The organism is Caldicellulosiruptor naganoensis (assembly GCF_026914285.1).
Lineage (GTDB): Bacteria > Bacillota > Thermoanaerobacteria > Caldicellulosiruptorales > Caldicellulosiruptoraceae > Caldicellulosiruptor > Caldicellulosiruptor naganoensis.
This window is the reverse complement of the sequence record NZ_CP113864.1, coordinates 1600320-1626301: the sequence shown is the minus strand read 5'-3', so window position 1 is coordinate 1626301 and position 25982 is coordinate 1600320. Positions and strand designations below refer to the sequence as shown.

Below are 25982 nucleotides of genomic sequence, written 5' to 3'. Positions count from 1 at the left end.
TTATGGAGATGCAAAGACTACAGTTGCCTATGGTCAATTTTAAAGACTTTCTTTACAATAGTTAGATTTGTGGGAATACGACGTTGATAAAGAGATTTTAGGAGGTAAAAATATAATGATAGATTTTTAAAGATCTTTCAATATGCTTCAGTTTTAAAAGATTTAATTATATATCACAGATAGATAAGAAAAAAGCGACAGAGTTAGTTAGTTTTTTTATGACTATTTCTGTGCAATAGAAAAATTAGCTAAATTAATTGAACTTAAAGGATATGCAATTTGTGTTGTTGCAAGCAGAAGGGTTCAAGGTATAGAATTTCCAATTAATGAGATTACAAAAGAAATTTTAAAGTTTTTAATTTTGAATGGGTTGAAACGCTTCGTAATATTGTAAACAAACGGATGCCACTTAAAAATAGTCCTACTAATATTCGAGGAGAAAAAGGTGACACTATGTTGAAAGAAAAAATAGTTATTCTAAGAAAGAAGTAAGGGCAGGTGGACATTTTTGTGTCATCTTCTTTAATTTTTGTTAATAGCTTGTTGAATAAATGAATTAACAGAAAAGTCAAATAATAGATATAAATAAAAAGTCATCATCCTTGAGGTAAAATTTATAAAAGGCAAAACGTACGGCAAAAAGGATGATAATGCTAATTTAGTTATAGCACAAAAACAAAAATTTCAAAGGTCCTTATAACAATTGAGGCATAAAATGGTTTGTTGTAAGGTGTTATCGATGAATAATAACAGTAAGGATACCTTTATCGTAAATTTATATGAGAAGATATTTTACATTTTAGAAAAAATCTCAATATTCTACTGGCTCAGAAGAATTATAAAAAATATAAGTTATTTTTTTGTTGATGCTTGGGTATTAGGAAATTTATTTCTATCATTTTTGGCTGTTATACTAACCTACTACATAATATTCGGTTTAAATTTTTATTTTGGATAATTTTAACTTATGGTATTTTGAGAGTTTTCGAAATAATAATATACCAGCTCAATGTATTATTTTTTGATAGAATAAGGGCACAAAAGAAAAATCAAGATTATTCTATAAAATCAGCAACCAAAATGGTTATGTTACTACTTCACAATTTTGCTGAAATAATGTTTTGGTATTTGTCTATGATGATTTGTATTTTAAAGCTTGAAGGAGACTTTTCTCAACAAAGTACTGTTTGGGATTATATAAGATCAAATATTTTAAATGTGGCAACATTTAATAGTAATGAAATAGAGAAAATAGTAAATAAAACAAATTCAAATATAGCTAATCTAATATTTTTTGAAAATATTACAGGCTTATTTATGACATTATTGTGCTTGGCAAGATTTGTCAATCTACTACCAACAGTTAAGAGTAAAGATGAGATGTAAGATATAGTTATAGATACAAAATTTAAGTATTTTCCTCAAACAACCAAACATTATTCATTTTTTAACAATGAAGATCATATCAATGAAGTGTATGAGCTACAGATGAAGAAAATATTAAAGCTTAAGAATAAATAAGTTCTAATTGAATGGTTAGAAAAGAAGTTTTTGGGTATAATAAAATACGGAAAGGAATAATATCTACAAAATAAATTTTAGTTGTCGTTTTGCTATCCATATGCATATAATTGAATAGTATTTGTTTAATATGCGCGATTATTTACCAATTTAAGAAGGTGATAAGTAATGGAAGCAAATTTTAATTTTTCTAATGATATAATTTATCGTTTGGAGCAGCTTAAAAAAAGTAATAATAAAAAATTTTCCAAGTTAATTGAGTTTTTGAAGATTTATTTTGAAATGATTTATTTTGTTCAGAAAACTCCTATGGTATCAGAAGAAGAAAAGAAACTGTTTAGAGAATGGTTTGAAGAAAAAGGTAAGGACTACTTATTGAGTTTAATAGATTTAGTTGAAACATATGGAGCATTTCTGCCTAATTTTGAAGCAGTAGTTGATTATTATATATTTTATTTAAAAGATGCATACGAGAACAATGATATTGTAGAAATAATTGACTGGCTATATGGAATATTAAAGAGTCTAAATGATAGGCTTTTAGAAAGATTTGATTTCAATTTAAAGTCTGAAGTAAACTTCATCTCTTATGAGGGATTTGTAGAAATTAGTGACCATAAGATTGTAAAAACCTGCGGTACAGACGCAGGTTTTTATTTATATTGTAATTACAATTTATGGGAGTGAAATAAATGTTCAATTGGGAAAATATTATTTTTCTCCAATTCAGCTTGTTAAGACTGAACTGATAAAATTAAGAACAAAAAAGCTAAAGGAAATAGAACCATTTAAATTCAGAAATATTCCATTTTTACTTGAGGTAAAAACTTGGAGTGAAGCTATTGATAATGCAAATGGTAATATGTATGTTGCTTTACGATTAGGAGTAACAGAGGAAAACGAAAAGATATTTGAAATTGAAGCGGTCTACAAAGGCAGCTGTATTAATAATGATGCGTCAATATCGAAAGAAGATTTTCAAAAATTTTTGGAAATTCAAAGTGTAAGATTTTTATGGCCATACTTAAAGGAAGTAGTTTCCGACGTGATGAGCAAAATTGGTTTGATACCTCAACCTTTACCTACAATTGATATTTTAAACACTTTAAAGAAAAATATGAATAGTAGAGAGATAGAAAGGGATGAAAGGTCAGATAAGTAATTTTATTGAATTTGAAAGATATGATTTAATGATACTTCGTTTGATAGGATTGTAGAGCCTATAGTCACTTCTGTAGTTAATAACACTCACCTTCTTCCTTACTTATGTGAGTGTATCCTTTATATTAACAATTATGAAAAATATAGTAGGAAAGAAGGAAATATTACATCATTTGAAAAATGGCAAGAAAGATTGAAAAGTATCTTTAAGACTGAGTTTGTTGATGATTTTATTTTGAAATTAAGGAGACTTTATGAAGAAGGTAAAGATGATCATAAAAAGTTGTCACGTTTGAGAGGTAGAATTTTAGAACTTTTCATTCTTCATTTTGTTTATAAAAGATATAATGCGCCAGGTTACATAGTTTTACAAGGTTGTGGTGTTAAGATAAATGGGAGACTAATTGCAACTGAAGAGAGAAAGACTGTTGATATAGCAGCTTGGAATGGTATGTTTGGTGAGTTTTACGAAACTAAAGTAGGTCCTAACTTGTTTGACGAAAAAGTTATAAAGTATTTGGGTTTATTGGCAGTTGAATTACAGAAAGTGAGTCTAAAATCTATTGTGGCTTGTGTTACAAAATGGCAAGTGTGGAGAGGTTAGAAAGGCAAATAAAAAAATTTAACTGGATAGAAGGCTCAAAGTTTTTAAAGTGTGTTGAACGTGAGAATTTATTAAATATATGTAACTCTTCTTTATAAATAATAAACTTGTTGAATAAAATAAACAAACAAAAAGCAATAAGTTGAAACAGATAAAAAGCCATCTTTATTGAAGTAAATTATAGTAAGAACGCAGAAGCACACAACAAGGAGGATGACATTGACTAATCTTATTAAACATACAAAAGAAAAGCTTTTTGTTGTGCCAAGTATCTATTGCCAGTAGTTAAATCTAAGGTTGAAATATATGTACAGTTATGCTTGAAAGCTGAAATGTGTTTTCTATTTTATTTTGATAATTGGAAAAATCTAATTATGACTTATTGGTTATATAAGAATTGATGCACAAGTTACAATTTTTAGAAAATTATAGGGGGGGGGTAATTTTGTGAAGCCAATATATTCCATTCGATATTCATCTGTAAAATTTGACGATTTTTTAGAGATACTTAAAAGTTTCAGAATTTCAATAGATATAAGAACAAACCCTTTTTCAAGGTTTGTTCCAGAGTATAGGAAAGAAAATTTAGAAAAAGCTTTAAAACAGGCAAATATTGGCTACATTTTTCTTGGGAATCTCCTTGGCGGAAAGTTGGAAAATCCTTCTTTCTATACTCCCGAGGGTTATTGGAACTACAACGCAATAATCCAGTCAATGGAGTTTAAAGAAGGCATAGAGACTTTACTTGAACTTGCGGAAAGAGAAACAATAGTTTTGATGTGCAGTGAATTTGATCCTGCACAATGTCACAGAGCCCTTATAATTGGTCGATATTTGCTGAGTTATCACAACATAGCTATCAATCATTTGATGGGGAGATGGGTACAAGTAGATCAGCGTGCATTAGAAGAGAGTCTTTTTTTTAGGTATTTTCCTCAAACAAGCGAACAGCATTCATTTTTTAGCGATGAAGAGCTTTTCAATAAAGCATATGAGCTGCAGATGAAGAAAATATTCAATGTTAAGAACAAATAAGTTTTAATATGGTATTCTAATTCCGTACTCTTTAATTTCTTTTACAAAAGGATTCTCATCGGTAAAATCTTCAGGTCTAAAAGGATGGGGTTCAATCCTAAGGTCGATGTCTCTTCTAAGTCGCATTAATAATAATCTATCTTCAATGCAGTCACCTTTGAACTGGTCAGAAATTACTGCAATATCAATGTCGCTATCATTATGATAATTTCCTTTTGCATATGAACCAAATAGATATACATCAATAACATTTATTTCTTTTTTGAGTTTACTAATATACTCCATAATTGTATTTTTTACTCTTGAATCAATCTTTTTAACCATTCTATAACATTCTCCACTTTTTCAATTATATTTTGTGTATATTCTCGTGTGCATTTTTTGTGAAATTCTCTTTTATAATCGGGATACCTTGTATTTATATTAAAAGTTGTAAGAAGGTCAAAAAATCTGCCATAGAAGTGTCCAAAGGAAGTTGTATTTTCTTTGCAAGAAACAATAAATCATGTGTTTTTGGAGGAATGGTTTCAATATTTTTGACATATAAAGCTTTTAATAATTTCTCGGCAATTATATGACACATAAATAAACGCCAAAGATAGTCCTTACTTTCAAATAAATGCTTCATGGTCTTGTAATCGTCAAGTGCCGAATCAATCCAGTACTGAATTATTTCTTCTTTTTTCAAAACGTTCACACTCACAAAATCTATAATGTTCTTACTAAATATTTTATCACAAATCTAAAGTGCAAAAAAAGCACTCATTAAACTTTTTCCTTTCCACAACCGATAATATAATAAGAGAAGACTAAAAAGAGAGGGAAACGATAATGGTTGTTGATAGCATTGGAGTCAAAGCTGTTGATATATCAAATACAGTCTCAAGAGTTCAAGACAGCAGAACAAAACTTGAAAATATCGAAGTTAACTTGCAAGAAGAGAAGGGTATAAACAAAGAAGAAGTTAATGATAAGCTTGCAGACAAGAACAGCAGAAAAGAGCTTGATGAAGATACACTTATTAAAATGATAAACCAGGCAAATAAAGCGTTTGAGGCGAAGTACACAAGGCTTGAATTTTCAATACACAAGGAGACACATGAAATTGTTGTAAAAGTATATGATAAAGAAACAAATGAACTAATAAGAGAAATACCTCCAGAGAAGATATTAGATATAATTGCAAAGCTTTGGGAGCTTGCAGGCATTTTTGTGGATGAGAGAAGATAAGGAGATGATGAAAGATGAATGTTGGCTCGACAAGTTCTACAAGTTACACAAATCCCTATAATGCATACAAATACTATACAAGAATCGGTGGACTTGCCAGCGGGCTTGATACAGACTCAATTATACAAGGCTTAATGAGTATTCAGAAAGCAAGATATAATAAACTATATCAGCAGCATCAGCTTCTTCAATGGCAAAGAGAAGATTATATGAATATGGCAAAAGAAATCTCAAGTTTTAAAGATTATGTATTTAATCTTAAGCTTTCAAGTAACTTTGTTAAGTTCAAAGCAACAGGTCCGGCAATTGATGGCGGCTATATAAATGTTACTGGAACGGCCAATGCTTTAGAGGGTAATTATGAAATAACAATAAATAGTATCGCAAAACCTTCTACGATGGTGCTTTCAAATATTTCTGCAACTTTTGATAAGCTAAAATCTAATAATATCAGCACACTATATGTCAGTATTAGCACTCAAACAGACGCCGATATAAACACCTTCGATTATGTAACAGTAAAACTTTCAACTACTCAACCATCCACCTCTGATTATCTTACTATAGATGTGACAAAATTTTCTGATGCAAATAGTTTTGCAGCAGAGATAGTATCCAAACTAAATTCTACGGGCACAGTGAGTGCTTATTATGATTCGACATTGGGAAAGCTTCTTGTTACCACAAAACAAACTGGTTTAATAGAACTTAACTTAGATACTGGTGGAGACCCAAATTTATCAGATCTGACGGTAGATAGTAGGACACGAGGAACTAATGCAGAAGTGTCTATCAACGATTTGTCAAGAAATGTTGCTTATTTAAATTTAAAATATTCCCGAAATTCATTTAGTTTTTTAGGAATGGTTATAACGTTGAATAAAGATACGACTGGGGCAACAGTGGGATTTACTGTCTCTAAAGACATTGATGCGATTGTAAATAATGTAAAGGATTTTATAAATAAGTATAATGACCTAGTTAGCAAGATTTACAGCAAAATTACAGAAAAAAGAAATAGAGACTATCCACCTCTCACAGAAGACCAAAAGGCTCAGATGAAAGAAGAGGACATCAAAAAATGGGAAGAGGCAGCAAAAAAGGGACTATTGAATAATGACCCTATATTAAGCAGTTTTCTGAACAATATAAGGTATTACCTCTATAAAGCAGTACCTGGTCTTCCTTCAAGTTTGGATGTTATTACAGAAGCAGGGATTGAAACATTTAGTTACTTTGAGAGCAAAGAAGGGAAGCTTTATATAAGAGACGAAGGCAAACTTAGAGAAGCAATATCTAATAATTTAGACGCATTTGTAAAACTTTTCACATACACCGACTCAGATCCCGATACACCAATAGAAAATCAAGGAATTTTACAAAGATTTTACAAGCTGGCAAATGATACTTTGAAGAAAATTAATGACATAGCAGGCAAGCCTTACTTTACAAATTATTATGATCCCAACAGCTATATTGGTAAACAATTAAGAAGCATTGCAGATCAAATGAATGCTGAACAAGAAAGATTAAAACAAATAGAGGATAGATACTACAGACAATTTACTCAGCTTGAACGACTGATTGCTCAAATGAATACACAAAGCTCATGGCTTTCTCAACAATTCAGTGGTAAGTAATGAAGATGACAAAAGTTCGAACAATAGAAGTGTTAAATAAAACATAGAGGAGAAACAAAAACTTCAAGTTTAAAAAATATGAGGGGGAAGAGATTTTATGGATGCTGCAGCAAGATATCAAGAAGAGGTTATAATGACAAAACCACCTGAAGAACTAACTTTAATGCTATATGATGGTTGTATTAGGTTTATTAAAGCTGCAATGCAAGCAATTGATGAAAAAAAGCTTGACAAGGCAAATGAGAACATTATAAAAGCCGAAAATATCATCACAGAGCTTATGTCAACACTTGATATGAGTTATGAGATTTCAAAAAATTTGATGAGCCTATACGATTTTATCTACAGATGGCTTATTCAAGCAAATCTTAAAAAAGATAAGAAATATTTACAAGAAGCTCTTGAAATTGTTGAGGAGATGCGAAATACTTGGGCAGAGGCAATTAAGATTGCAAGACAGCAAAAAAATAAGTAAAAGGGTTGGGGTTTATGTATGAAAAATTGATAAATCTTCTTGAAGAAAAGGAAAAGCTTGTTGATAAGTTTTTAGAGCTTACAAATCTTCAACAAGAATATATTTTAAATGACAATTTTGATGAATTATCTGAAATTGTTGATAAGAAAGCAAAGCTAATTGAAAGGATAAATATCCTTGACGATGAGTTTATAAAGGAGTTTGAGGGGATAAAAAAGGCAAAAAATATCAAAAGCTTTGATGAGATAACTGATATAGACAAAGAGACAGGGATTTTGCTCAAGAGCTTGACTTCATCAATTATGGAGAAATTAAAAGTAATAAAAGAGATTGATGAGAAAAATAGCATTCTAATTCGAGCAAAGTTTGATGAGGTAAAAAGGACTATAAAAACTCTTAGATACAAAAAAGAGGCTATAAAAGATTATACATCTTATAAACAAATAGACTATCATTCTGGATTTGACAAAAAGGAATAAAAGGGCTCCTTTACTTTAACAAATCAGAACCAACAAAGAAGAGGGACCCTTTTTCTTTGCTATTTAGTATTTTTGTCTTCACTTTGTTTAAACAACCATTCTGGTTCGTCAACATCAGGACAGGTCTGATACAAAACAAGTGGGTCTAAATCAAGACAGGTCGCCTCATCGTAGTTTCCACTCACATCCCATGCAAGTGTGCCATTTAAAACTGTGCACCTTTCCATAAAAAACTTTTTGTCTCTTGACTTTGTCAGTTAAGAGGTGTTTTTGAGCTAACAAAAAATAACAAAGTCTTAATTTATGCGGGTTTCAAGAAGAGAAAAATAAAAAATTTTAAAAAATGTAGGGACAAATTTTAGCTTAATATATACTGAATTTGCTTGACTTTTTAAATATTTTGTGGTACAATATAACAAACTATCTTCAAGGAGTTGCCATATGTTTGTCAAAATTACTAATGCTGGCGGTTATCAGTATGTTAGGTTAGTCGAAAATTACCGTGAAAATGGTAAAGTAAAGCAAAGAGTACTATTTAACTTTGGTAGACTTGATATTCTCAAAGATGACCCCGCTTTTAAAAACATTGTAAAAAAACTATCTGATATTGTCGCTGAAACAACTACTGAGAATGCAAAAGCTGTTACTATTGAATCTGAAGAAGATATTTCGGATGCAGTTGTAAAAAACTGGGGATACATTGTATACAGAAAGTTATGGCAGGAGCTTGAAATTGATAAGTTTTTAAAAGGGAAAGCAGCAAAAGAGAGAAAGATAAAATTTGATGTAGACAAAGTAAGTTTTTTAATGACCATACAGAGATTGATAGAGCCAATGAGCAAACTAAGAACTTATCATCAGAGAAGCAAATATTTTGGATTTGAAGAGGATATAGATTTGAATCAATTGTACAGGTGTTTAGATTTTCTTGACAGTGTAAAAGAAGATTTAGAGACATACCTGTATCAGAGAAATAAAGACTTATTTAAGATGGTAGTTGATGTAGTGTTTTATGATGTGACGACAATATACTTTGAGAGTTGTAGAGCGGATGAACTTAAAAATTTTGGGTTTAGCAAAGACAACAAGGTAAATGAAGTGCAAGTTGTATTAGGGCTTTTGGTGGACAAAGAAGGCAGACCGATAGGGTATGAACTTTTTCCTGGTAATACGATAGATAGCAAGACGATGGTAAAGATACTGAGGAAGCTGAAGGAAAAATTTAGTATAGATAAGATAATAATAGTAGCAGACAAAGGGCTTAACAGCAGAATAAATTTAAAGATGATAAAAGAAGCTGGGTACGACTATATAGTAGCAAGCAGATTAAAGAATGCAAGTAAAGAAATTTTAGATGAAGTTTTTAATGAAGAAGGATATAAAAGACTTGATGGCAAAAGATGTTTGAATGCTGAAGAAATTTATGGTGATGAATTCAAATATAAGGTATTGGAAAGAACAAATATTGTCAAGGATGAAGAGGGTAAAGAGTTCAAAATAGAAGAGAATTTGATAATAACGTATTCAAGCAAGAGAGCCAAGAAAGACAAAGAAGACAGAGAGAGATTGGTAAGAAAAGCCAAAGAGCTTTTAGAGAACAAAGGAAGCATAACAGCCTTAGAAAAGAAAGGTGCAAGGAAATATTTGAAGAAGAAATCAAAATCAGAAGAATATGTATTGGATGAGGAAACGATAAAACGAGATGAGAAATTTGACGGTTATTATGCAATTCAAACGAGCAAAAAGGATATGGATGTAGAAGAGGTTTTAGGAGCATATCACGATTTATGGAAGATAGAACAGTCATTCAGAGTAATGAAAAGCTGTTTAGAAGTGCGACCGATATATCACTTTACAGAAAGCAGAATAAAAGGACATTTTGTGATATGTTTTTTGGCATTTTTACTGCAAAGGACATTGGAATATATTTTGAGGAGAAAAGGTAAAGGAATAAGTAGTGAAAGGATAATGGAAGCAATATATTCAATGAACTTTTTTGAAATAGAGATAAAAGGGAAGAAATATTTGATAAAGCAAAAAATTGAGGGAGAAGCTGGAGATATACTGAATGTAATGAAGATAAAGGGTCCAAAAAACTTCATGACATATGAGGAAGGCTTAGAATTTATTGGTATTAGCAAATGATGTAGTGACAAAATTGAGGTCCATATTTTGTCAATCCCAGTCCTCCCAAGCTTTTTGAGCTTCAAACTGACAAAGTCAAGAAAAACTTTTTGTCTTTAAGTCTTTGAAATTCACCCTTTTCAAGAAGACTTGATGCATCAAAGAGTTTTATGCTACCATCATCAAAGTAAATATAAACTTTATAGTCTTCTGTAGGTATAACCTGAACAACCTCAGGATAATATTCCATCATGTTTAAAATCCCCTCCTTTCAAATTTCTATCTTCCTCACAAAATACAAATTCCCCAGGGCAAAGAGAGCTGCAAGTAAAAACACATATTCATACCCGAACTTATTCCACAAAAAGCCAGATAGCACAGGAAGGCTCATAGAAACTGCATGGTCCATGCTTGTGCCTGTTGAAAGAGTTGGAGTCAAATCATCAGGATGTTTTATAATTTTCTTTATGTACGTTGACCTTGCCATTGATGTTGCAAACATTAGATTATCAATTATATAACACGCATATGCCAAGCCCAAAGCCAAGCTTTTTATCTTTATGTTCTCGGTCATAGCATATCCTATACAAATTAAGAAAATGACAATCGCATCAAATGTCAAAACTTTCTTTTCACCAAGCTTGTCAATAAGCCTGCCTATAACGTTTCTAAACCCAATTCCTAAAATGGAGCAGATTATTCCAACCAGAGCAAAATTTGAAACAGGCTGTTTAAATATCTTAATCAACACCCAAGGAGCAAATGTGATAAAAATCTGCTTTCTTGCACCAAAGAAGATAGAAAGAACATAGTAGAGCCAGTAATCTTTTTTGATTACAAACTTTAGACCTTTGTGATTTCTCACATTTGGCATTTTGATTGGCATCAAAAATATTGCAGCAAGGATGTACATCACTGCAGCAATGAGGTAGGCTGTTTTGAATGAAAAATTGAGAAATTTAAACCCTACCATGACAGTGAAATAACCAATAACTGCAGCGGCGGTTGAAACAGAGCCAATGAGCCCTAAGGTTTTGCCGTAAGAGTCTTCTTTTGAAAGTGCCATTCCAATGCTTGATGTCAAAACCATGTTAAGGTGGGTGCCTGTGTTGTAAAAAGCTGTCCATAAAATCAAAAGAGCAAAGCTTGGCGCAAAATAGCCAAGTCCAACCAGAGATACAGAGCAAAGAAGTGTTGCTATGATGCTTACTCTCAAATCCCCAAGGAAGTATAAAAAGCCTATTAAAAAGATTATCAAAAACCCTGGTGTCTCGCGAGGAAACTCAAGCACACCTCGTGCCACAGGTGAAATTTTAAAAGTTGCTGCAATATAGTTGTTAAAGATAGTGTCATTAATCCCACCACCAATTCCCATAAATGCATTTGCCAATATAAAAAGTGAAATAGCTGAGAATGCAAGTCTAACGCTGCCCTGTGTCTTTTGCATATTAAAATCCTCAGTCCTTTCTAAAAATTTTTTATTAAATTTACTTACTTTAGCTTTATCTCAAAAAGTGGTGTGTAGACTCTTTTTCTATCAATCTCTTCGCTTAAAAATAAAATAACACTTTCAACAGGAATTAGGTCAAATTTGTAGTTTTCAACGTACTGCTTGAACTTGTCAAAAGACTCATCCAAAATAACATCCTGAGCAATTGTTATATGAGGAGTATAGTCTCTTTTTTCTTTTTCAAAACCGATTGAATAAAGAGAGTCTTCCACTATTTGATAAAGATTATTTAACTTATCTAAATCACCATCTGGCTTTAAATATACAACACGCAAAGCGTTTTTGCTTCCTTTGAAATATCCACAAGAGAAAATCTTAAGTGAAAAAGAAGAAAAACCTTCTAAATTCTTTGTTAACACCTCTTTAATCTTCTCAACATGGTCATATTCTATCTCACCTAAGAATTTTAAAGTAAGATGAAAGTTATCGATGTACTTCCACCTTCCTTTTTTACTGATTGATTTTAAATAGCTCTGTGCTTCGACTATTTGCTCTTTTAGCTTTCTTGGGAAATCAATTCCAATGAAGGTTCTCATTTTGGTTTTTCTCCTTTCTTTACATCATTTTTTCAAAAACCTTTGAATGCGCGCATACAATTTGGTAGAATAAAAAGGAGGAAGGTCTATTTTTAAATTTTAGCAGGGGGAAAGAGGCAATGGAAGCACTTTATAACACAAAGCTTCTATATCCCACAGACAAACCTGTATCGCCAGGAATTATCAATGTAGAAATATACAAACCGCAAAAAGGAAAGCTTCCAATCTATGTAAAAAGCCTTGATGAAAATGACATAAAAAAGTATATACCAAACATTGCCACAATTATCCAAGAAGAACTTCTAAGAAGAATCAATATCGATTTAGTTACACAGACAGATTTTTACATCGTCGAAGAAGATAATAAGTATCATGTATATTTTAACAAATCCCCTGAAGATTTTAAAATAGAAAAAGAATAGGTACTGGGGGCAGGCTAATGAGGAATTTTGCTGATGTCAAAAAGATTGTAGTTAAGGTTGGAACAAGCACTGTTACATATCCAACCGGCAAACTAAATCTTTCGCGATTGGAGAAACTTGCAAGAGTTCTTTCTGACATAAAAAATGAGGGAAGAGACGTTGTGCTTGTCACATCTGGCGCTGTTGCATCAGGCTTGGGGCGGCTTGGGCTTACAAAAAATCACAAAACAACCCAGGAAAAACAGGCGCTTGCAGCTATTGGCCAGGGAATTTTAATGCAGATTTACGAAAAGCTTTTTGGTGAGTATGGAGTTGTGGTTGCCCAGGTACTCTTGACAAAAGATGTTGTTGATGAGGAAAAAAAGATGTTGAATGTTAAAAACACTTTTGAGCAGCTTTTCAAGTTTGGTGCAATTCCAATTGTAAATGAGAATGACGTTGTTGCCATCGAAGAGCTTGAATTTGGCGACAATGACACGCTCTCTGCCTATGTTGCAACAATAATTGGTGCAGACCTTCTGATAATTCTTTCTGACATAGACGGACTTTATTCATGTGACCCAAGACTGAACAAGGATGCAGAGCTTATAAAAGAGGTTTTTGAGATTGACTCATACATAGAGAGCATTGCAGGAGGAGCTGGGTCTTTGAACTCAACTGGTGGTATGCAAACCAAAATTGAAGCGGCAAAGATTGCAATGCAAAATAAAATTCCTATGGTAATTGCAAATGGAGAAAATCCATCAGTTTTGAGGGATATCTTAGCAGGGAAAGATGTTGGCACACTGTTTATTTGCAAAGAAGTATATCAAAGAGGGAGTGAAGTGAAAAGATGAGTGACTTGATTTACAAAGCAAAAAAGGTGAAAGAGGCTTCAAAAAAACTTATGAATCTTTCTGAAAGCCAGAAAAACCTTGCCTTGAGCTGCATATCAAAAAAGATTTTAGATAACATGGAATACATTCTTGTTGAAAACCAAAAAGACATGGAAAATGCACAAAACAAAGGTATAAAGGGTGCGCTTTTAGACAGGCTAAAACTAACAGAAGATAGAATAAGACAGATTTGCAAGGGAATAGAAGATGTTATAAAGCTTCCAGATCCTGTTGGCGAGGTTATTTCTATGTGGAAGCGCCCAAATGGGCTTATTATTGGACAAAAAAGAGTACCAATTGGGGCAATTGGTATAATCTATGAGGCACGTCCAAATGTGACAGTTGACGCAGCTGTGCTGTGTTTAAAAGCAGGAAATAGCGTTCTTTTGCGAGGCGGCTCAGAAGCTATAAATTCTAACATCGCACTTGTCAAGACAATGAAAGAGGGATTGATTGAAGCAGGGATTGATGAAGGTAGCATAGAGATTGTAGAGGATACATCAAGAGAGACAGCAGTGGCTATGATGAAGCTCAATGAATATTTAGACCTTTTGATTCCGCGCGGGGGAGCAAATTTGATAAAGACAGTTGTTCAAAATGCAACTGTGCCTGTAATTGAAACAGGTGTTGGCAACTGCCATGTGTTTGTCGATGAGAGTGCTGATTTTGAGATGGCAAAAAGAATTGTAGTTAACGCGAAAACACAGCGGCCCGGTGTTTGCAATGCAGCTGAAAAGCTCCTTGTCCACAAAAATATAGCAGAGAGCTTTTTGCCAATGATTGTAAGGGAACTTATGTCAAAAGGTGTTGAAATAAGAGGTTGTAGCAAGACAGTTGAAATCTGCAAGAAAAATGGTATTGAGGTAAAAGAGGCAACTGAAGATGACTGGTACACAGAGTATTTGGATTTGATAATAGGTGTGAAGGTTGTTGATAGTGTTGATGCGGCAATAGAACACATAAATAAGTACGGTTCGAAACACTCAGAGGCAATTGTTACAAGGGATTATTTCAATGCACAAAAGTTTTTGGACTTGGTTGATGCGGCAGCTTGTTATGTAAACGCCTCAACAAGATTCACAGACGGATTTGAATTTGGCTTTGGTGCAGAAATTGGAATCTCTACTCAAAAGCTTCACGCAAGAGGTCCTATGGGACTAAAAGAGCTCACAACTATAAAATACATTATCTATGGAAGCGGGCAGGTAAGAGAATAGAAGAAATTGGAGTTGATTTGTTGTGAGTGATATCAAACTGGAAAATTACCAAGATGTTATTAATAAAGTGGTTGAAGAGTTAAAAGAATTATATGGTGATAAACTAAAAAAAATAGTCCTCTATGGTTCATATGCTAAAGGAACTCAAAATGAAGAATCTGATATTGATATAGCGGTATTAGTTGATGAGGACGAGCAAGCGTTAAAAGACTATGAAAATAAGTTGGATGAAATAATAAGTGAAATTGGATATAGAAGCTTGAAATTAATTTCTATAGTAGACATCAGTTATCAGAGATATATGCAATATAAAGAAATCTTACCTTACTATAAAAATATAGAGAACGAAGGGATTGTATTGTATGGATGAGTATATTAAAGCTCTTTCATTTTATCGTCTGGAAAAAGCCAAAGAAGATTTAAAAGCTGCTAAAGTAAATTATGAGAATGGACTTTACAAAGCTTCTATTAATAGGTCTTATTATGCAATATTTCATGCGATTCGAGCCGTTAATGCAATAAACAAATTTGATTCGAAAAGACATTCAGGTGTAATAGCATATTTTAATCAGCATTTTATTCATACTGAGAAATTTAGCAAAGAACTCTATAAAATAGTAGCTTCGGCATTTAAATTAAGAGAAAGATGTGACTATGATGATTTTTATATGGTGTCAAGAGACCAAGCAGAAAATCAACTGAAAAATGCTGAATTTTTCATTAAAGAAGTTGAAAGGTTTATTTGCGAGCATTTTAAAGAAAAATAAAAAGAAAATGTTAGGGGCTGTTTTCATGAATTATGAAGACAGCCCGCTTTTGTTTTGTGGTATAATTAAAACTTGAGAACTTAAATTCATATAAGAAGGGGTTTTGAAAGTTGAACCAAAAGACACTCAAAGCGTTGGAGTATGACAAGATAATTGAGATTTTAAAAAACATGGCAAAGTCAACTCCAGCAAAGGAATATTTTGAAAACCTCATTCCATCAACCAATGTTGCAGATATAGAAAATGAACTTAATAAGGTCGATGAAGGCTACAGGTACGTTCTAAAGTATGGAAATCCACCAACTTTGGAGTTTGAAAATATACTGCCAAGCCTTAAGAAATCAAAGCTTGGGGCAACTTTAAATCCACAAGAGATTTTGCAAATTGGAAAAGTGTTGAAACTTTCTTATGAGATGCGAACTTATCTTTCTTACACACAAGACTTTAGTTTTCTTGAAAGTATGAAAAAAAGACTTGTAAATTTAAAAGAAGTAATCTCAAGAATTGACCAGACATTTTTAACAGCAGATGAAATCTTAGATACTGCATCACCAAGGTTAAAGGAAATAAGAGATAGGATTAGAAAACTTGAGAGTAGAATAAGAGATGAACTAAATAGCATGATTCGCGACCCAAAAATCCAAAGGTTTTTACAAGAGCCAATTATAACAATCAGAGGCGAAAAGCTCTTACTTCCTGTTAAGGCAGAGTTTAGAAATGAAGTGAAAGGAATTATCCATGACCAGTCAGCAACAGGTGCAACTTTATTTGTTGAGCCTTTTGTTTGTGTTGAGATATCAAATCAAATCAGAATTTTAAAAAATCAAGAAAAAGAGGAAATAGAGAGAATTTTGCAAGAGATATCCTCTTTGATAGCAAGCTATTGTGAGGAAATTGAAACATCTTTTTATGCACTTGTTGAGCTTGACATAGTATTTACGAAAGCTATTTGGGCAAAAGAAATGAACGCAAGCAAACCAATAATAACTACAGATGGCATTATAAATCTCAAAAAAGCTCGGCATCCATTAATACAAAAAGACAAGGTTGTTCCTATTGATATTCATTTAGGCAAAGACTTCGACGTTCTTATAATAACAGGCCCCAACACAGGTGGAAAGACTGTAACACTAAAGACGGTAGGGCTTTTTTGTCTTCTTTGCCAGAGCGGAATATTCATCCCAGCAGATGAAGGCTCCCAGCTTTGCATATTTCAAAAGATTTTTGCTGATATTGGAGATGATCAAAGTATAGTCCAGAGCCTTTCCACATTTTCGGCACATATGAAAAACATCATTGAAATAACAAAAAATGCAGATGATAAAACTCTTGTGCTATTAGATGAGATTGGAGCAGGTACAGACCCTGAAGAAGGTGCAGCTTTGGCGAAAGCAATCTTGAAATATCTTTCTGAGAAGGGCAGCAAGGTGATAGCTACAACACACTATGGTGAGCTAAAAATATTTGCTCAGCAAGAAGATCGGTTTGAAAACGCTTCTTGTGAGTTTGATGTAAAAACCCTAAAGCCTACGTACAGGCTTTTGATAGGAATTCCTGGAAGGAGCAATGCACTTGTAATTTCATCCAATCTTGGACTTGACAAAGGTATTGTTGAGATGGCAAGAGGGTATTTGTCTCAAAAGACAATTGATCTTGACAGAATAATAAACGAAATGGAACAAAAGAGAAAAGAAGCTGAGGAAAACCTTGAACTTGCTCAGAAATTGAAGCTTGAAGCACAAGCTTTAAAGGCGGCGTATGAAGAGGAGAAAAAAAGGTTTGATCAAGAGAAGGAGAGAATTCGCAAAAAGGCCATAAATGAGGCAAAAGAGATTGTAGAAAGAGCACAGTATGAAATAGAAAATCTTTTTAAAGACCTTCGAAAACTTGCTGAAAACTTAAAAGAAAAAGAGGTTTTAAAGGAGTTAGAAGAGAAAAAAAGAGAATATGAAAGGTTGATTCAAAGCATATCACAGCAGGAAAAACAAGAAGCTGAGTTCAAAACCAAAAAAACACTGCAAAATATTCGATTAGGTCAAAAAGTGTATGTCAGAAGCTTTGATGCGGTGGGGTTTGTCGAGAGCCTGCCCGACTCAAAAGGAAATTTGACTGTTCAGATAGGAATTATGAAGCTAAATGTCAATATCTCTGATATTGAAGAGGTAGAAGAGGAAGAAAACAAAATTTATCAAACAGCCTCTAAAAACGTCAAACTCAAAGAAAAAAGAGTTGATTTGTCTATTGATGTCAGGGGAAAGACAAGTGATGATGCAATTTTAGATGTGGATAAGTATTTAGATGATGCGTACACAAGCGGGCTGAAGCAAGTTACAATAATTCATGGGAAAGGCACAGGGGTGTTACGCCAGGCAATCAGGAACTTTTTAAAACGCCATCCGCTTGTGAAGTCTTTCAGAGACGGAACATACGGTGAAGGTGAGCAAGGGGTTACCATTGTTGAGCTGAGAGACTAACTTCTAATTATTGACTTGATAAATAAATTCATTTAAACTTATATTTAAGCTTTTAATTCTATTTTTTGCAAAGAAGGAGACGGTCATGAAAATGGAAGAGCAAACATTAAAACTACAAAACAAAGTACTCAAAGAAGTTATTGAATGGATTTTGTGGATAGGCGGAGCAGTTTTAGTTGCCCTTATTTTAAGAACATATGTCTTTTCGCTTGTAATTGTTCCCACAGGGTCGATGCTAAACACAATTCAACTCAATGACAGGTTGTTTGTGTACAAGCTTGGATACGCTCTGCATATCCAAGATGTAAAACGAGGCGATATTGTTGTGTTCAAGTACCCTGACGACAGAAAAACACTGTATGTCAAAAGGGTAATTGGACTTCCGGGCGATACAATAGAGATAAAAGATGGTATTTTGTACATCAACGGAAAAGTGTACAAGGAAAACTATCTAAAAGAGCCAATGGTAGGGAGCTTTGGACCGTATAAAGTGCCACCTGGGCATTATTTCATGATGGGTGATAACAGGAACGACTCACACGACAGCCGATTCTGGGAAAACAAGTATGTTCCCCGTGATGATATTATTGGCAAGGTTGAATTTAGAATATGGCCTCTTTCCAGAATAGGGATTGTAAAATAGTTTTTTAAAGATAAATCGAGGCGGAGGGTTGATATTTAAATATGAATGATGTATTTCACGAACAGTTGATAGTCAGAAGAAAGACCTCAAGCGAAAAGGCAAAACAGGTTTTGATAATCATAGGCGGGGTGCTTGTAGGACTTGCAACCTTCTTCATTCCAATTCTAAACACCTTAGGCCCAGTTCTTTTGGTCTTGGCAATCTGGGGAGCAGTCTATCTTTCAAAAAACTACAATATTGAGTTTGAATATGCTGTAACAAACTACTATCTTGACATAGACAAGATTATTGCCCAGAGGAAACGAAGCAGGGTTGTGTCTTTAGACATTCGAAAGATTGACTATTTCATATCCTCAAAAGATAGCAGTATGTACAACGCTCAAAAGAATGACAAAAGCATTGTCCAGTCGTTTGACTGCACTTCTAACAAAGGCGAAGAAAACGTGTATGCTATAATTGCAAACGTCGATGGGAAAAAGACACGCATTTTGTTTGAACCAAATGAAGAGATTGTCGAGGCAATTAAGAGATTTTTGCAGAAAAAGCCTTACCAGGTTTACAGGTAACAAAACTTTTCTAAAAGGAGACTGAGAAAAATGGGTTTTAAAGACAAAGTGATAAAGGAAGCACTGACTTTTGATGATGTTCTGCTTGTACCACAGTACAGTGAAGTGCTGCCAAAAGATGTTGACGTTTCTACTCATCTTACAAAGACAATAAAACTCAATATTCCTCTTATGTCTGCAGGGATGGACACTGTTACAGAATCACGCATGGCAATTGCAATTGCCAGAGAGGGCGGTATTGGTGTTATACATAAGAACATGACAATTGAAGAGCAGGCAAGCGAGGTTGACAAGGTTAAAAGGTCCGAGCACGGGGTTATAGTTGACCCGTTTTACCTGTCGCCTGAAAATAAAATCTATGAGGCTATGGAGCTGATGGCAAAATACCGCATCTCAGGTGTTCCGATTACAGTTAACGGAAAGCTTGTCGGAATTATAACAAACAGAGATATTAGGTTTGAAACTGACTATTCAAAGCCTATAAAAGAGGTCATGACATCAAGCAATCTCATCACAGCAAAAGAAGGAATTACTTTAGAAGAAGCAAAGGAAATTATGAAAAAATACAAGATTGAAAAGCTTCCAATCGTCGATGATGAGGGTAACTTGAAAGGATTAATTACAATAAAAGATATTGAAAAAGCTGTAAAATATCCAAATGCAGCAAAAGACAGCAGAGGAAGGCTTTTGTGTGCTGCAGCAGTTGGTGTGTCAAAGGACACAGAACAGAGAGTTGATGCACTTGTAAAAGCCCAGGTTGATGTTATAGTTATTGACACAGCTCATGGCCATTCGAAAGGTGTTATTGAAACTCTCAAAAAGATTAAAGCAAAGTATCCAAATCTTCAGGTTGTTGCTGGAAACATTGCAACAGCAGAGGCTGCGTATGACCTTATCAAAGCAGGAGCAGACTGCATAAAGGTTGGAATTGGTCCCGGGTCGATCTGTACAACAAGAGTGGTAGCTGGAGTTGGTGTTCCACAAATAACGGCTATCATGGACTGCGCAGAGGTTGCAAAAGAATACGGGATTCCTGTTATTGCAGATGGTGGTATAAGGTATTCAGGTGACATTACCAAGGCTTTAGCGGCTGGTGCAGATGTTGTAATGATAGGAAGCCTATTTGCTGGGTGTGAGGAAAGCCCTGGCGAGTGTGAGATTTATCAAGGCCGAAGGTTTAAGGTTTACCGTGGCATGGGCTCACTTTCTGCAATGAAAGCAGGAAGCAAGGATAGATATTTCCAAGAAGATGCTTCAAAGCTTGTGCCAGAAGGTGTTGAAGGAAGAGTGCCATATAAAGGGCCATTAGAGGATACAGTGTTCCAGCTTGTTGGTGGTCTTAAAGCTGGAATGGGTTATTGCGGTGCAAGGACTATCAAAGAGCTTCAGGAGAAGGCAAAGTTTGTGAAAATTACACAAGCAGGTGTGAGAGAAAGCCATCCGCACGATATTTACATTACAAAAGAGGCACCAAATTATTCACTGCATGTTGAGTAAAAAAAGGGAGGAAGAAAGCTTGGATTTTGTAGAAAGCTTTGCAGAAAACGGTCTGGAGTTTATTAAAGTATACTCAAAGACAAAAAACTCATATTTTACAGTTGCACCCGAACGGGGTGCAATTGTTGTTTTACTGAATTTAAGTGGCAAAGACATACTGTATCTTAACAAAGAGACGTTGTTTGACAGGACAAAGAATGTTCGAGGCGGAATTCCTATTCTATTTCCTATATGTGGAAGGGTTGTGGACGGCAAAATTACATTCAAAGGTCAAGAGTATTCCATGAAGAATCACGGGTTTGCACGAGATGCTGCTTGGGAAGTTGTAGGCTATATAGATGAGCTTTCTCAAAATGGAGTAGTATTAAAGCTTTCAAGTAATAGCTTCACAAAGGCATTTTATCCATATGACTTTGAACTTTTCATCAAATACACAATAAACGATGAAATTTTTGCTGTTGAGATGCTTGTAAAAAACAACGACAGAGAAGAGTTGCCATTTTATGCAGGGTTTCATCCATATTTTCTGTGTAACAAGGATGAGTTTACACTAAAGCTTGACTGCGAGAAATGTTTTGATGATGTTGAGAAGAAATTTGTTGACCTTGAAAATTACAAAGAACTTGACTTTTCAAAACCTGAGATCAACCTTGATTTTTTTGATGTTGGAAGCGATAGCATTGAGTTTACTCTTGACAAGGACAAAAAGCTTTTACTCGTAAAAGACAAAAGCTTTAAAAACATTGTCGTGTGGTCTTTAAAAGACTACGATTTTGTTTGCATAGAACCGTGGATGGGAGAGCATGAAGGATATCTTCAAAACAAGTACTATTATTTAAAACCAAATGATATTTTTAAAGCAACATTTGCGATTGTATTGAAAAAAGAATAAAAAGGAAGGTTTGAATAATGGTTGATCCAAAGCTTTCTTATGAGAAGCTTGAGAAACTAAAAAATCTTTTACAGTCTTACAAAAGCGTACTTGTTGCGTTTTCAGGGGGAGTTGATTCTACATTTTTATTAAAAGTCTGCCATGATGTTTTGGGTGAAAATTGCGTTGCTGTTTTTTCAAACTCTGCCTTAAGTCCAAAAAGAGAAAAACAAGAAGCAGAAAAACTTGCTGGTGCTATCGGAGCAAAACTAATTGTGCTTGAGAGGGATATATTTGCTAATGAGGATTTTTTAAAAAATGACATGTTCAGGTGCTATTATTGTAAAAAGGACTTGATAAAAAGACTAAAAGAGTTAAAAGAGAACTTGAGACTAAACCAAATAGTTGAAGGTTCTAACATAGACGACTTAAAAGATTTTCGGCCTGGCAGAAAAGCTTTGGAGGAAGGAGGTATTAAAAGCCCTTTATTTGAGGTTGGATTTACAAAAGATGAGATAAGATTTTTATCAAAAGAATTTGGTCTTCCTACTTTTAATAAGCCATCAATGGCGTGTTTAGTTACCCGTATACCCTATGGTAGTCAAGTAACCTTGCAAAAACTTGAGATGATTGAAAAGGCAGAAGAAGTTTTGCTTGAAAAAGGCTTCAAACAAGTACGAGTTAGGCACCATGACGATATTGCCAGAATTGAGGTTGATTTTGAGGAACTTCCAAGATTTTTTGATTTAGAGTTGATGAAAGATATTTCAAATAAAATTAAAAGTTTTGGATTTAAATTTGTCGCACTTGACCTGTGTGGCTACAAGATGGGAAGCATGAACCAACAATAAAATATAGAAACGGAGAGAAAGGTATGGACATAAGAAAGATATTGGAAGATGTGAAGGAAAATAGGCTTTCTATTGATGATGCTCTCAAAAAGCTTTCTGGGCTTCCATTTGAAGATATTGACTTTGCAAAGATAGACCATCACAGAAAGATTCGCCAAGGTATGTCTGAAGTCGTTTTTTGTGAAGGGAAAACTGAGCAGCAAGTTTTGAAGATTTTTGAAAGGATGATTGAAAAGGGAGAGGTAAATATTATTGGTACGCGTGCGAGCAAGGAACTTTATGAATATCTAAAAGAAAACCTAAAAGAGGATATAATCTATTATGAAGCTGCAAGAATTGTCTGTGCAAAAAGGGTTGAGATAAAGAAAAACCCCAAAGGCCATGTAGCGGTGGTGTCTGCTGGAACTGCCGACCTGAAAGTAGCTGAAGAGGCAGCAGTTATTTTGGAGATTTTGGGGAATAATGTAAAAAGAATATACGATGTTGGTGTTGCGGGAATTCACAGGCTATTTTCTCATCTTGATGAGATTCAGTCAGCCAACGCTGTCGTAGCAGTTGCTGGGATGGAAGGTGCGCTTGCATCTGTTGTTGCTGGGCTTGTGTCAAGGCCTGTGATTGCTGTGCCAACATCTGTGGGGTATGGAGCAAACTTTAAAGGACTTTCAGCGCTTCTTACCATGCTAAACTCGTGTGCAAATGGTGTTGCAGTTGTTAACATTGACAACGGGTTTGGTGCGGCAGTTGTTGCGCATATGATAAATTCTTTGGCAAACGGGAATTTGTGAAATTTAAAAAGAGGGGATTTGAGAAGACTATGATTATCTATTTTGATGCACCATCTGGAATTGCTGGTGATATGCTGGTTAGCTCTTTGATTGATGCGGGAGTTGATTTTGAGTATATAAAGTCAAATATAGCTTTGCTTGGGCTTGATGTTGAAATAGACCTTAAAGAAAAAATGGTGAACGGTATTAAAGCCAAAAATTTTGTTGTAAATGTTTTGCAGCATCATCACGATGATCATGCTCACCATCACCATCACCATCATCATAGAACCTTTAAAGATATCAAAAAGCTTTTACAAGAAAGTAAGCTGCCAGAAGCTGTAAAAGATTTGTCAATCAGAATTTTTGAAAAGATTGCAAAGGCCGAAGCAACTGTTCACGGTATGGACATTGAAGAGATTGCATTTCATGAGGTAGGCGCTGACGACTCAATTGTGGATATTGTTGCATTTTCGCTTTGTATAGAGTATTTAAAGCCTCAAGAGGTTTTGTTCTCACCACTGTCTGATGGAAGAGGATTTACAAAATCAATGCATGGAATAATCCCTGTGCCGGCACCTGCTGTTTTGGAGATAGCAAGACAAAATGGTATTCCAATTGCAACTGTAGATATTGATACTGAGCTGATAACTCCGACTGGTATAGGGATTGCAGCAGCAATTTCAAACGGTTTTGTGAACATGCCAAGGATGCAGATAGAAAAAATTGGGTATGGCAGTGGAACAAAAGACCTTCCTATTCCTAATATAGTAAGGGCAATCATAGGAAAAAAAAAACTAAACTTGAGTAGCAAATACTTTGAGATATTTGCTAACATTGATGATATGACAGGTGAGGATCTGTCGCTTGCTCTTGAGAAGATAATGCAAGCCGGTGCATTAGATGTGTATTTTACTCCCATTTATATGAAAAAGGGAAGACCTGCGTATAAGCTTGGGGTAATTGCGAAAAGTGAAAGTTTTGAAGATGTAGTAGATGCAGTATTCAGGTGGACTTCTACGATAGGCGTTCGATATGTTGAGCTAAGGCGCATTGAGATGGAAAGAAAGCAGGAAAATATAAAAGAAGTGCCACTCAGGTTAAAAATTAGCTCATATAAAGACATAAAAAGGCTAAAATTAGAGTTTGAAGACATCAAAAAATTGACAAAATAAAGTTTCAAAAAAGGGCTGGCGATTGCCGACAACTTGGATAAATAATCGCAATCGCCAGCCCCTTTAAATATGTTTTCTTTCATTTACACATTGAATCTGAAAATTACAACATCGCCGTCCTGCATAACATAATCCTTGCCCTCTGAGCGTACAAGTCCCTTTTCCTTTGCCTGAGCAAATCCGCCGCATTCAACTAATACGTCAAACGGAACAACCTCAGCCCTGATAAACCCTCTTTCAAAATCGCTATGAATCTTTCCTGCTGCCTGTGGTGCTTTTGTACCTTTTTTGATTGTCCAAGCTCTTACTTCTTTTTCACCAGCTGTTAGGAAAGAAATGAGCCCTAAAAGTCTATACCCTGCCTGGATTAAATTGTCAAGTCCTGATTTTTCAATTCCCAGCTCTTTTAAGAATTCCTTCTTTTCTTCATCTGGCAGAGCTGCAATCTCTTCTTCTAACTTTGCACAGATGACAATTACCTCTGATCCTTCTTGTGAGGCAATTTCTTTTACAACTTTTACATATTCATTTTCTTTTCCAATGTCTTTTTCAGATATATTTGCTGCATATATTGTTGGTTTAAATGTGAGAAGATTCAAAGAATTTACAAACTTCAAATCTTCCTCATCATCAAACTTCAAAGTACGTGCCATTTTGCCACTTTCCAGAGTAGAATATATCTTCTCTAAGATTTCAAGCTCATGAGCGGCCTCTTTACTATTTCTTGCAAGCTTCCGGGTTTTTTCAATACGCCTTTCTAATACCTCCATGTCAGCAAATATGAGCTCTAAGTTGATTGTCTCAATATCCCTTTTTGGGTCAACACTTCCTTCAACATGTACTATCTCAGAGTCATCAAAACATCTTACCACATGGACTATTGCATCAACCTCTCTTATATGAGACAAAAACTTGTTGCCAAGACCTTCGCCCTTGCTTGCGCCTTTTACAAGCCCTGCAATGTCAACAAACTCAATAAATGCAGGTGTGACCTTTTCGGGATTATATATCTTTGCCAAAACTTCAAGTCTCTCATCAGGTACAGCCACAACTCCAACATTTGGCTCAATTGTACAGAATGGATAGTTTGCTGCCTCTGCACCAGCTTTTGTAATTGCATTGAAAAGGGTGCTTTTGCCCACATTCGGAAGTCCAACGATTCCAAGTCGCATCTTAGTTTTTTGCCTCCTATAAAAACTTTTGTGTAAAAGAATTTATTTACAAGTAAAGAGTATAGAACAAATCAAAAGGAAAATCAATCTATGTAAAAAATAAATTCTCGCTAAAATAAAAAGGCTGCTTTGCTCAAATAACCAAAGCAAAACAGCCTACCTAATTCCCACTTTTTTCAGTCCCTTTTTAACTTCTTTCCAATGAGTATTCCTAACATCATACCTTTACAAAGTCCAGTTAGATACATTCCAAGCATTTTTAGCATATTTTTCTTGCGTTTTAGCATGTTATACATCTCTTTATGCCTATTATAAAGCTTTCTTGTTCTCATATTACTCATCACACCCCTCTTGCAATTAATATGCTCAAAAC

General features: G+C 34.4%; 31 protein-coding genes and 1 pseudogene. 23 read left to right on the top strand and 9 right to left on the bottom strand.

What is annotated here, in order from left to right; translation table 11 throughout:
- The first annotated feature begins 975 nt into the window (after positions 1-975).
- The 5 genes from OTJ99_RS08100 to OTJ99_RS08080 all read left to right on the top strand — a co-directional run bounded on the left by OTJ99_RS08100 (position 976) and on the right by OTJ99_RS08080 (position 4321).
- Positions 976-1386, top strand: coding sequence for a hypothetical protein (locus OTJ99_RS08100; RefSeq protein WP_045165873.1), 411 nt, complete (start codon positions 976-978; stop codon positions 1384-1386).
- Positions 1387-1689: 303 nt separating this feature from the next.
- Positions 1690-2208, top strand: coding sequence for a hypothetical protein (locus tag OTJ99_RS08095; RefSeq protein WP_269015325.1), 519 nt, complete (start codon positions 1690-1692; stop codon positions 2206-2208).
- A gap of 13 nt (positions 2209-2221) precedes the next feature.
- Positions 2222-2683, top strand: coding sequence for a protein-export chaperone SecB (locus OTJ99_RS08090; protein ID WP_269015324.1), 462 nt, complete (start codon positions 2222-2224; stop codon positions 2681-2683).
- Positions 2684-2875: 192 nt separating this feature from the next.
- Positions 2876-3286, top strand: coding sequence for a hypothetical protein (locus OTJ99_RS08085; protein ID WP_269015323.1), 411 nt, complete (start codon positions 2876-2878; stop codon positions 3284-3286).
- Between the two features lie 447 nt (positions 3287-3733).
- Positions 3734-4321 carry a DUF488 domain-containing protein gene (locus OTJ99_RS08080; RefSeq protein ID WP_269015322.1) on the top strand — a complete coding sequence of 196 codons (588 nt, stop codon included), beginning with the start codon at positions 3734-3736 and terminating at the stop codon, positions 4319-4321.
- Positions 4322-4324: 3 nt separating this feature from the next.
- Here the strand turns inward: OTJ99_RS08080 and OTJ99_RS08075 are convergent, their stop codons facing one another.
- From OTJ99_RS08075 to OTJ99_RS08065, 3 genes are read right to left on the bottom strand one after another with little or no spacing between them, the layout of a single operon-like run.
- Entirely contained in the window at positions 4325-4645 is a 321-nt protein-coding gene (locus OTJ99_RS08075) for a nucleotidyltransferase domain-containing protein (protein WP_045164550.1), read from the bottom strand.
- Positions 4618-4743, bottom strand: coding sequence for a HEPN domain-containing protein (locus OTJ99_RS13065; protein ID WP_268748472.1), 126 nt, complete (start codon positions 4741-4743; stop codon positions 4618-4620). Before OTJ99_RS13065 ends, OTJ99_RS08075 begins: the two co-directional genes overlap by 28 nt.
- Positions 4740-5009: a HEPN domain-containing protein gene (locus tag OTJ99_RS08065; RefSeq protein ID WP_235374549.1), complete on the bottom strand. Its 270-nt coding sequence runs from the start codon at positions 5007-5009 to the stop codon at positions 4740-4742. The genes OTJ99_RS13065 and OTJ99_RS08065 overlap by 4 nt, the downstream gene beginning before the upstream one ends.
- Positions 5010-5152: 143 nt before the next feature.
- On the opposite strand from OTJ99_RS08065, the gene OTJ99_RS08060 reads away from it, so the two are divergent.
- The 4 genes from OTJ99_RS08060 (at position 5153) to OTJ99_RS08045 (ending at position 8145) form a co-directional block, all read left to right on the top strand.
- The gene (locus OTJ99_RS08060) at positions 5153-5551 is read left to right on the top strand and encodes a flagellar protein FlaG (protein WP_045164549.1); all 399 of its coding nucleotides are present in this window, start codon (positions 5153-5155) and stop codon (positions 5549-5551) included.
- Between the two features lie 14 nt (positions 5552-5565).
- Positions 5566-7191, top strand: coding sequence for a flagellar filament capping protein FliD (gene fliD, locus OTJ99_RS08055; protein WP_045164548.1), 1626 nt, complete (start codon positions 5566-5568; stop codon positions 7189-7191).
- Between the two features lie 97 nt (positions 7192-7288).
- The gene (gene fliS / locus OTJ99_RS08050; RefSeq protein WP_045164547.1) at positions 7289-7666 is read left to right on the top strand and encodes a flagellar export chaperone FliS; all 378 of its coding nucleotides are present in this window, start codon (positions 7289-7291) and stop codon (positions 7664-7666) included.
- Between the two features lie 14 nt (positions 7667-7680).
- A complete protein-coding gene (locus OTJ99_RS08045; RefSeq protein WP_045164546.1) occupies positions 7681-8145 on the top strand; it encodes a flagellar protein FlgN in 465 nt (154 codons plus the stop codon).
- 59 nt (positions 8146-8204) lie between these two features.
- Here OTJ99_RS08045 and OTJ99_RS08040 read toward each other — a convergent pair whose 3' ends face one another.
- A complete protein-coding gene (locus OTJ99_RS08040; RefSeq protein WP_083943481.1) occupies positions 8205-8372 on the bottom strand; it encodes a hypothetical protein in 168 nt (55 codons plus the stop codon).
- 214 nt (positions 8373-8586) lie between these two features.
- On the opposite strand from OTJ99_RS08040, the gene OTJ99_RS08035 reads away from it, so the two are divergent.
- Entirely contained in the window at positions 8587-10290 is a 1704-nt protein-coding gene (locus OTJ99_RS08035) for an IS1634 family transposase (RefSeq protein WP_045164553.1), read from the top strand.
- Between the two features lie 76 nt (positions 10291-10366).
- On the opposite strand, the pseudogene OTJ99_RS08030 reads toward OTJ99_RS08035, so the two are convergent.
- The 3 genes and pseudogenes from OTJ99_RS08030 to thpR all read right to left on the bottom strand — a co-directional run.
- A pseudogene (locus tag OTJ99_RS08030) lies at positions 10367-10519 on the bottom strand (DUF2442 domain-containing protein); the annotation flags it as partial.
- Between the two features lie 21 nt (positions 10520-10540).
- Complete coding sequence (locus OTJ99_RS08025) at positions 10541-11716, bottom strand: MFS transporter (protein ID WP_045164554.1); 1176 nt, start codon at positions 11714-11716, stop codon at positions 10541-10543.
- A gap of 44 nt (positions 11717-11760) precedes the next feature.
- On the bottom strand, positions 11761-12315 hold the full coding sequence (gene thpR, locus OTJ99_RS08020) for an RNA 2',3'-cyclic phosphodiesterase (RefSeq protein WP_039766380.1): 555 nt from the start codon (positions 12313-12315) through the stop codon (positions 11761-11763).
- 119 nt (positions 12316-12434) lie between these two features.
- Between thpR and OTJ99_RS08015 the strand changes: the two genes are divergently transcribed.
- The 13 genes from OTJ99_RS08015 to larC all read left to right on the top strand — a co-directional run bounded on the left by OTJ99_RS08015 (position 12435) and on the right by larC (position 24437).
- The gene (locus tag OTJ99_RS08015; protein ID WP_045164555.1) at positions 12435-12737 is read left to right on the top strand and encodes a hypothetical protein; all 303 of its coding nucleotides are present in this window, start codon (positions 12435-12437) and stop codon (positions 12735-12737) included.
- A 17-nt stretch (positions 12738-12754) separates the two neighbouring features.
- A complete protein-coding gene (gene proB, locus OTJ99_RS08010; protein ID WP_045164556.1) occupies positions 12755-13573 on the top strand; it encodes a glutamate 5-kinase in 819 nt (272 codons plus the stop codon).
- Positions 13570-14829 carry a glutamate-5-semialdehyde dehydrogenase gene (locus tag OTJ99_RS08005; protein ID WP_045164557.1) on the top strand — a complete coding sequence of 420 codons (1260 nt, stop codon included), beginning with the start codon at positions 13570-13572 and terminating at the stop codon, positions 14827-14829. Before proB ends, OTJ99_RS08005 begins: the two co-directional genes overlap by 4 nt.
- Before the next feature lie 22 nt (positions 14830-14851).
- Positions 14852-15199, top strand: a complete 348-nt coding sequence (locus OTJ99_RS08000; RefSeq protein WP_045164558.1) for a nucleotidyltransferase family protein — start codon at positions 14852-14854, stop codon at positions 15197-15199.
- Positions 15192-15596 carry a HEPN domain-containing protein gene (locus OTJ99_RS07995; protein ID WP_045164559.1) on the top strand — a complete coding sequence of 135 codons (405 nt, stop codon included), beginning with the start codon at positions 15192-15194 and terminating at the stop codon, positions 15594-15596. Before OTJ99_RS08000 ends, OTJ99_RS07995 begins: the two co-directional genes overlap by 8 nt.
- Before the next feature lie 110 nt (positions 15597-15706).
- Positions 15707-18070, top strand: a complete 2364-nt coding sequence (locus OTJ99_RS07990) for an endonuclease MutS2 (protein WP_045164560.1) — start codon at positions 15707-15709, stop codon at positions 18068-18070.
- A gap of 85 nt (positions 18071-18155) precedes the next feature.
- Entirely contained in the window at positions 18156-18713 is a 558-nt protein-coding gene (gene lepB / locus OTJ99_RS07985) for a signal peptidase I (protein ID WP_045164561.1), read from the top strand.
- Positions 18714-18754: 41 nt separating this feature from the next.
- Positions 18755-19279: a DUF6106 family protein gene (locus OTJ99_RS07980; RefSeq protein WP_045164562.1), complete on the top strand. Its 525-nt coding sequence runs from the start codon at positions 18755-18757 to the stop codon at positions 19277-19279.
- A gap of 30 nt (positions 19280-19309) precedes the next feature.
- Positions 19310-20776, top strand: a complete 1467-nt coding sequence (guaB, locus tag OTJ99_RS07975) for an IMP dehydrogenase (protein WP_045164563.1) — start codon at positions 19310-19312, stop codon at positions 20774-20776.
- 19 nt (positions 20777-20795) lie between these two features.
- Positions 20796-21668 (top strand): aldose epimerase family protein, encoded by an 873-nt coding sequence (locus tag OTJ99_RS07970; RefSeq protein ID WP_045165506.1) that lies wholly within the window; start codon positions 20796-20798, stop codon positions 21666-21668.
- 17 nt (positions 21669-21685) lie between these two features.
- Entirely contained in the window at positions 21686-22498 is an 813-nt protein-coding gene (gene larE / locus OTJ99_RS07965; RefSeq protein ID WP_045164564.1) for an ATP-dependent sacrificial sulfur transferase LarE, read from the top strand.
- A 23-nt stretch (positions 22499-22521) separates the two neighbouring features.
- The gene (larB, locus tag OTJ99_RS07960; RefSeq protein WP_045164565.1) at positions 22522-23283 is read left to right on the top strand and encodes a nickel pincer cofactor biosynthesis protein LarB; all 762 of its coding nucleotides are present in this window, start codon (positions 22522-22524) and stop codon (positions 23281-23283) included.
- 29 nt (positions 23284-23312) lie between these two features.
- Positions 23313-24437, top strand: a complete 1125-nt coding sequence (gene larC, locus OTJ99_RS07955) for a nickel pincer cofactor biosynthesis protein LarC (RefSeq protein ID WP_045164566.1) — start codon at positions 23313-23315, stop codon at positions 24435-24437.
- 83 nt (positions 24438-24520) lie between these two features.
- Here the strand turns inward: larC and ychF are convergent, their stop codons facing one another.
- Together ychF and OTJ99_RS07945 are read right to left on the bottom strand one after the other, a co-directional pair.
- Entirely contained in the window at positions 24521-25609 is a 1089-nt protein-coding gene (gene ychF, locus OTJ99_RS07950; RefSeq protein WP_045164567.1) for a redox-regulated ATPase YchF, read from the bottom strand.
- 176 nt (positions 25610-25785) lie between these two features.
- Positions 25786-25941: a hypothetical protein gene (locus OTJ99_RS07945; RefSeq protein ID WP_187147297.1), complete on the bottom strand. Its 156-nt coding sequence runs from the start codon at positions 25939-25941 to the stop codon at positions 25786-25788.
- Between the last annotated feature and the right edge of the window lie 41 nt (positions 25942-25982).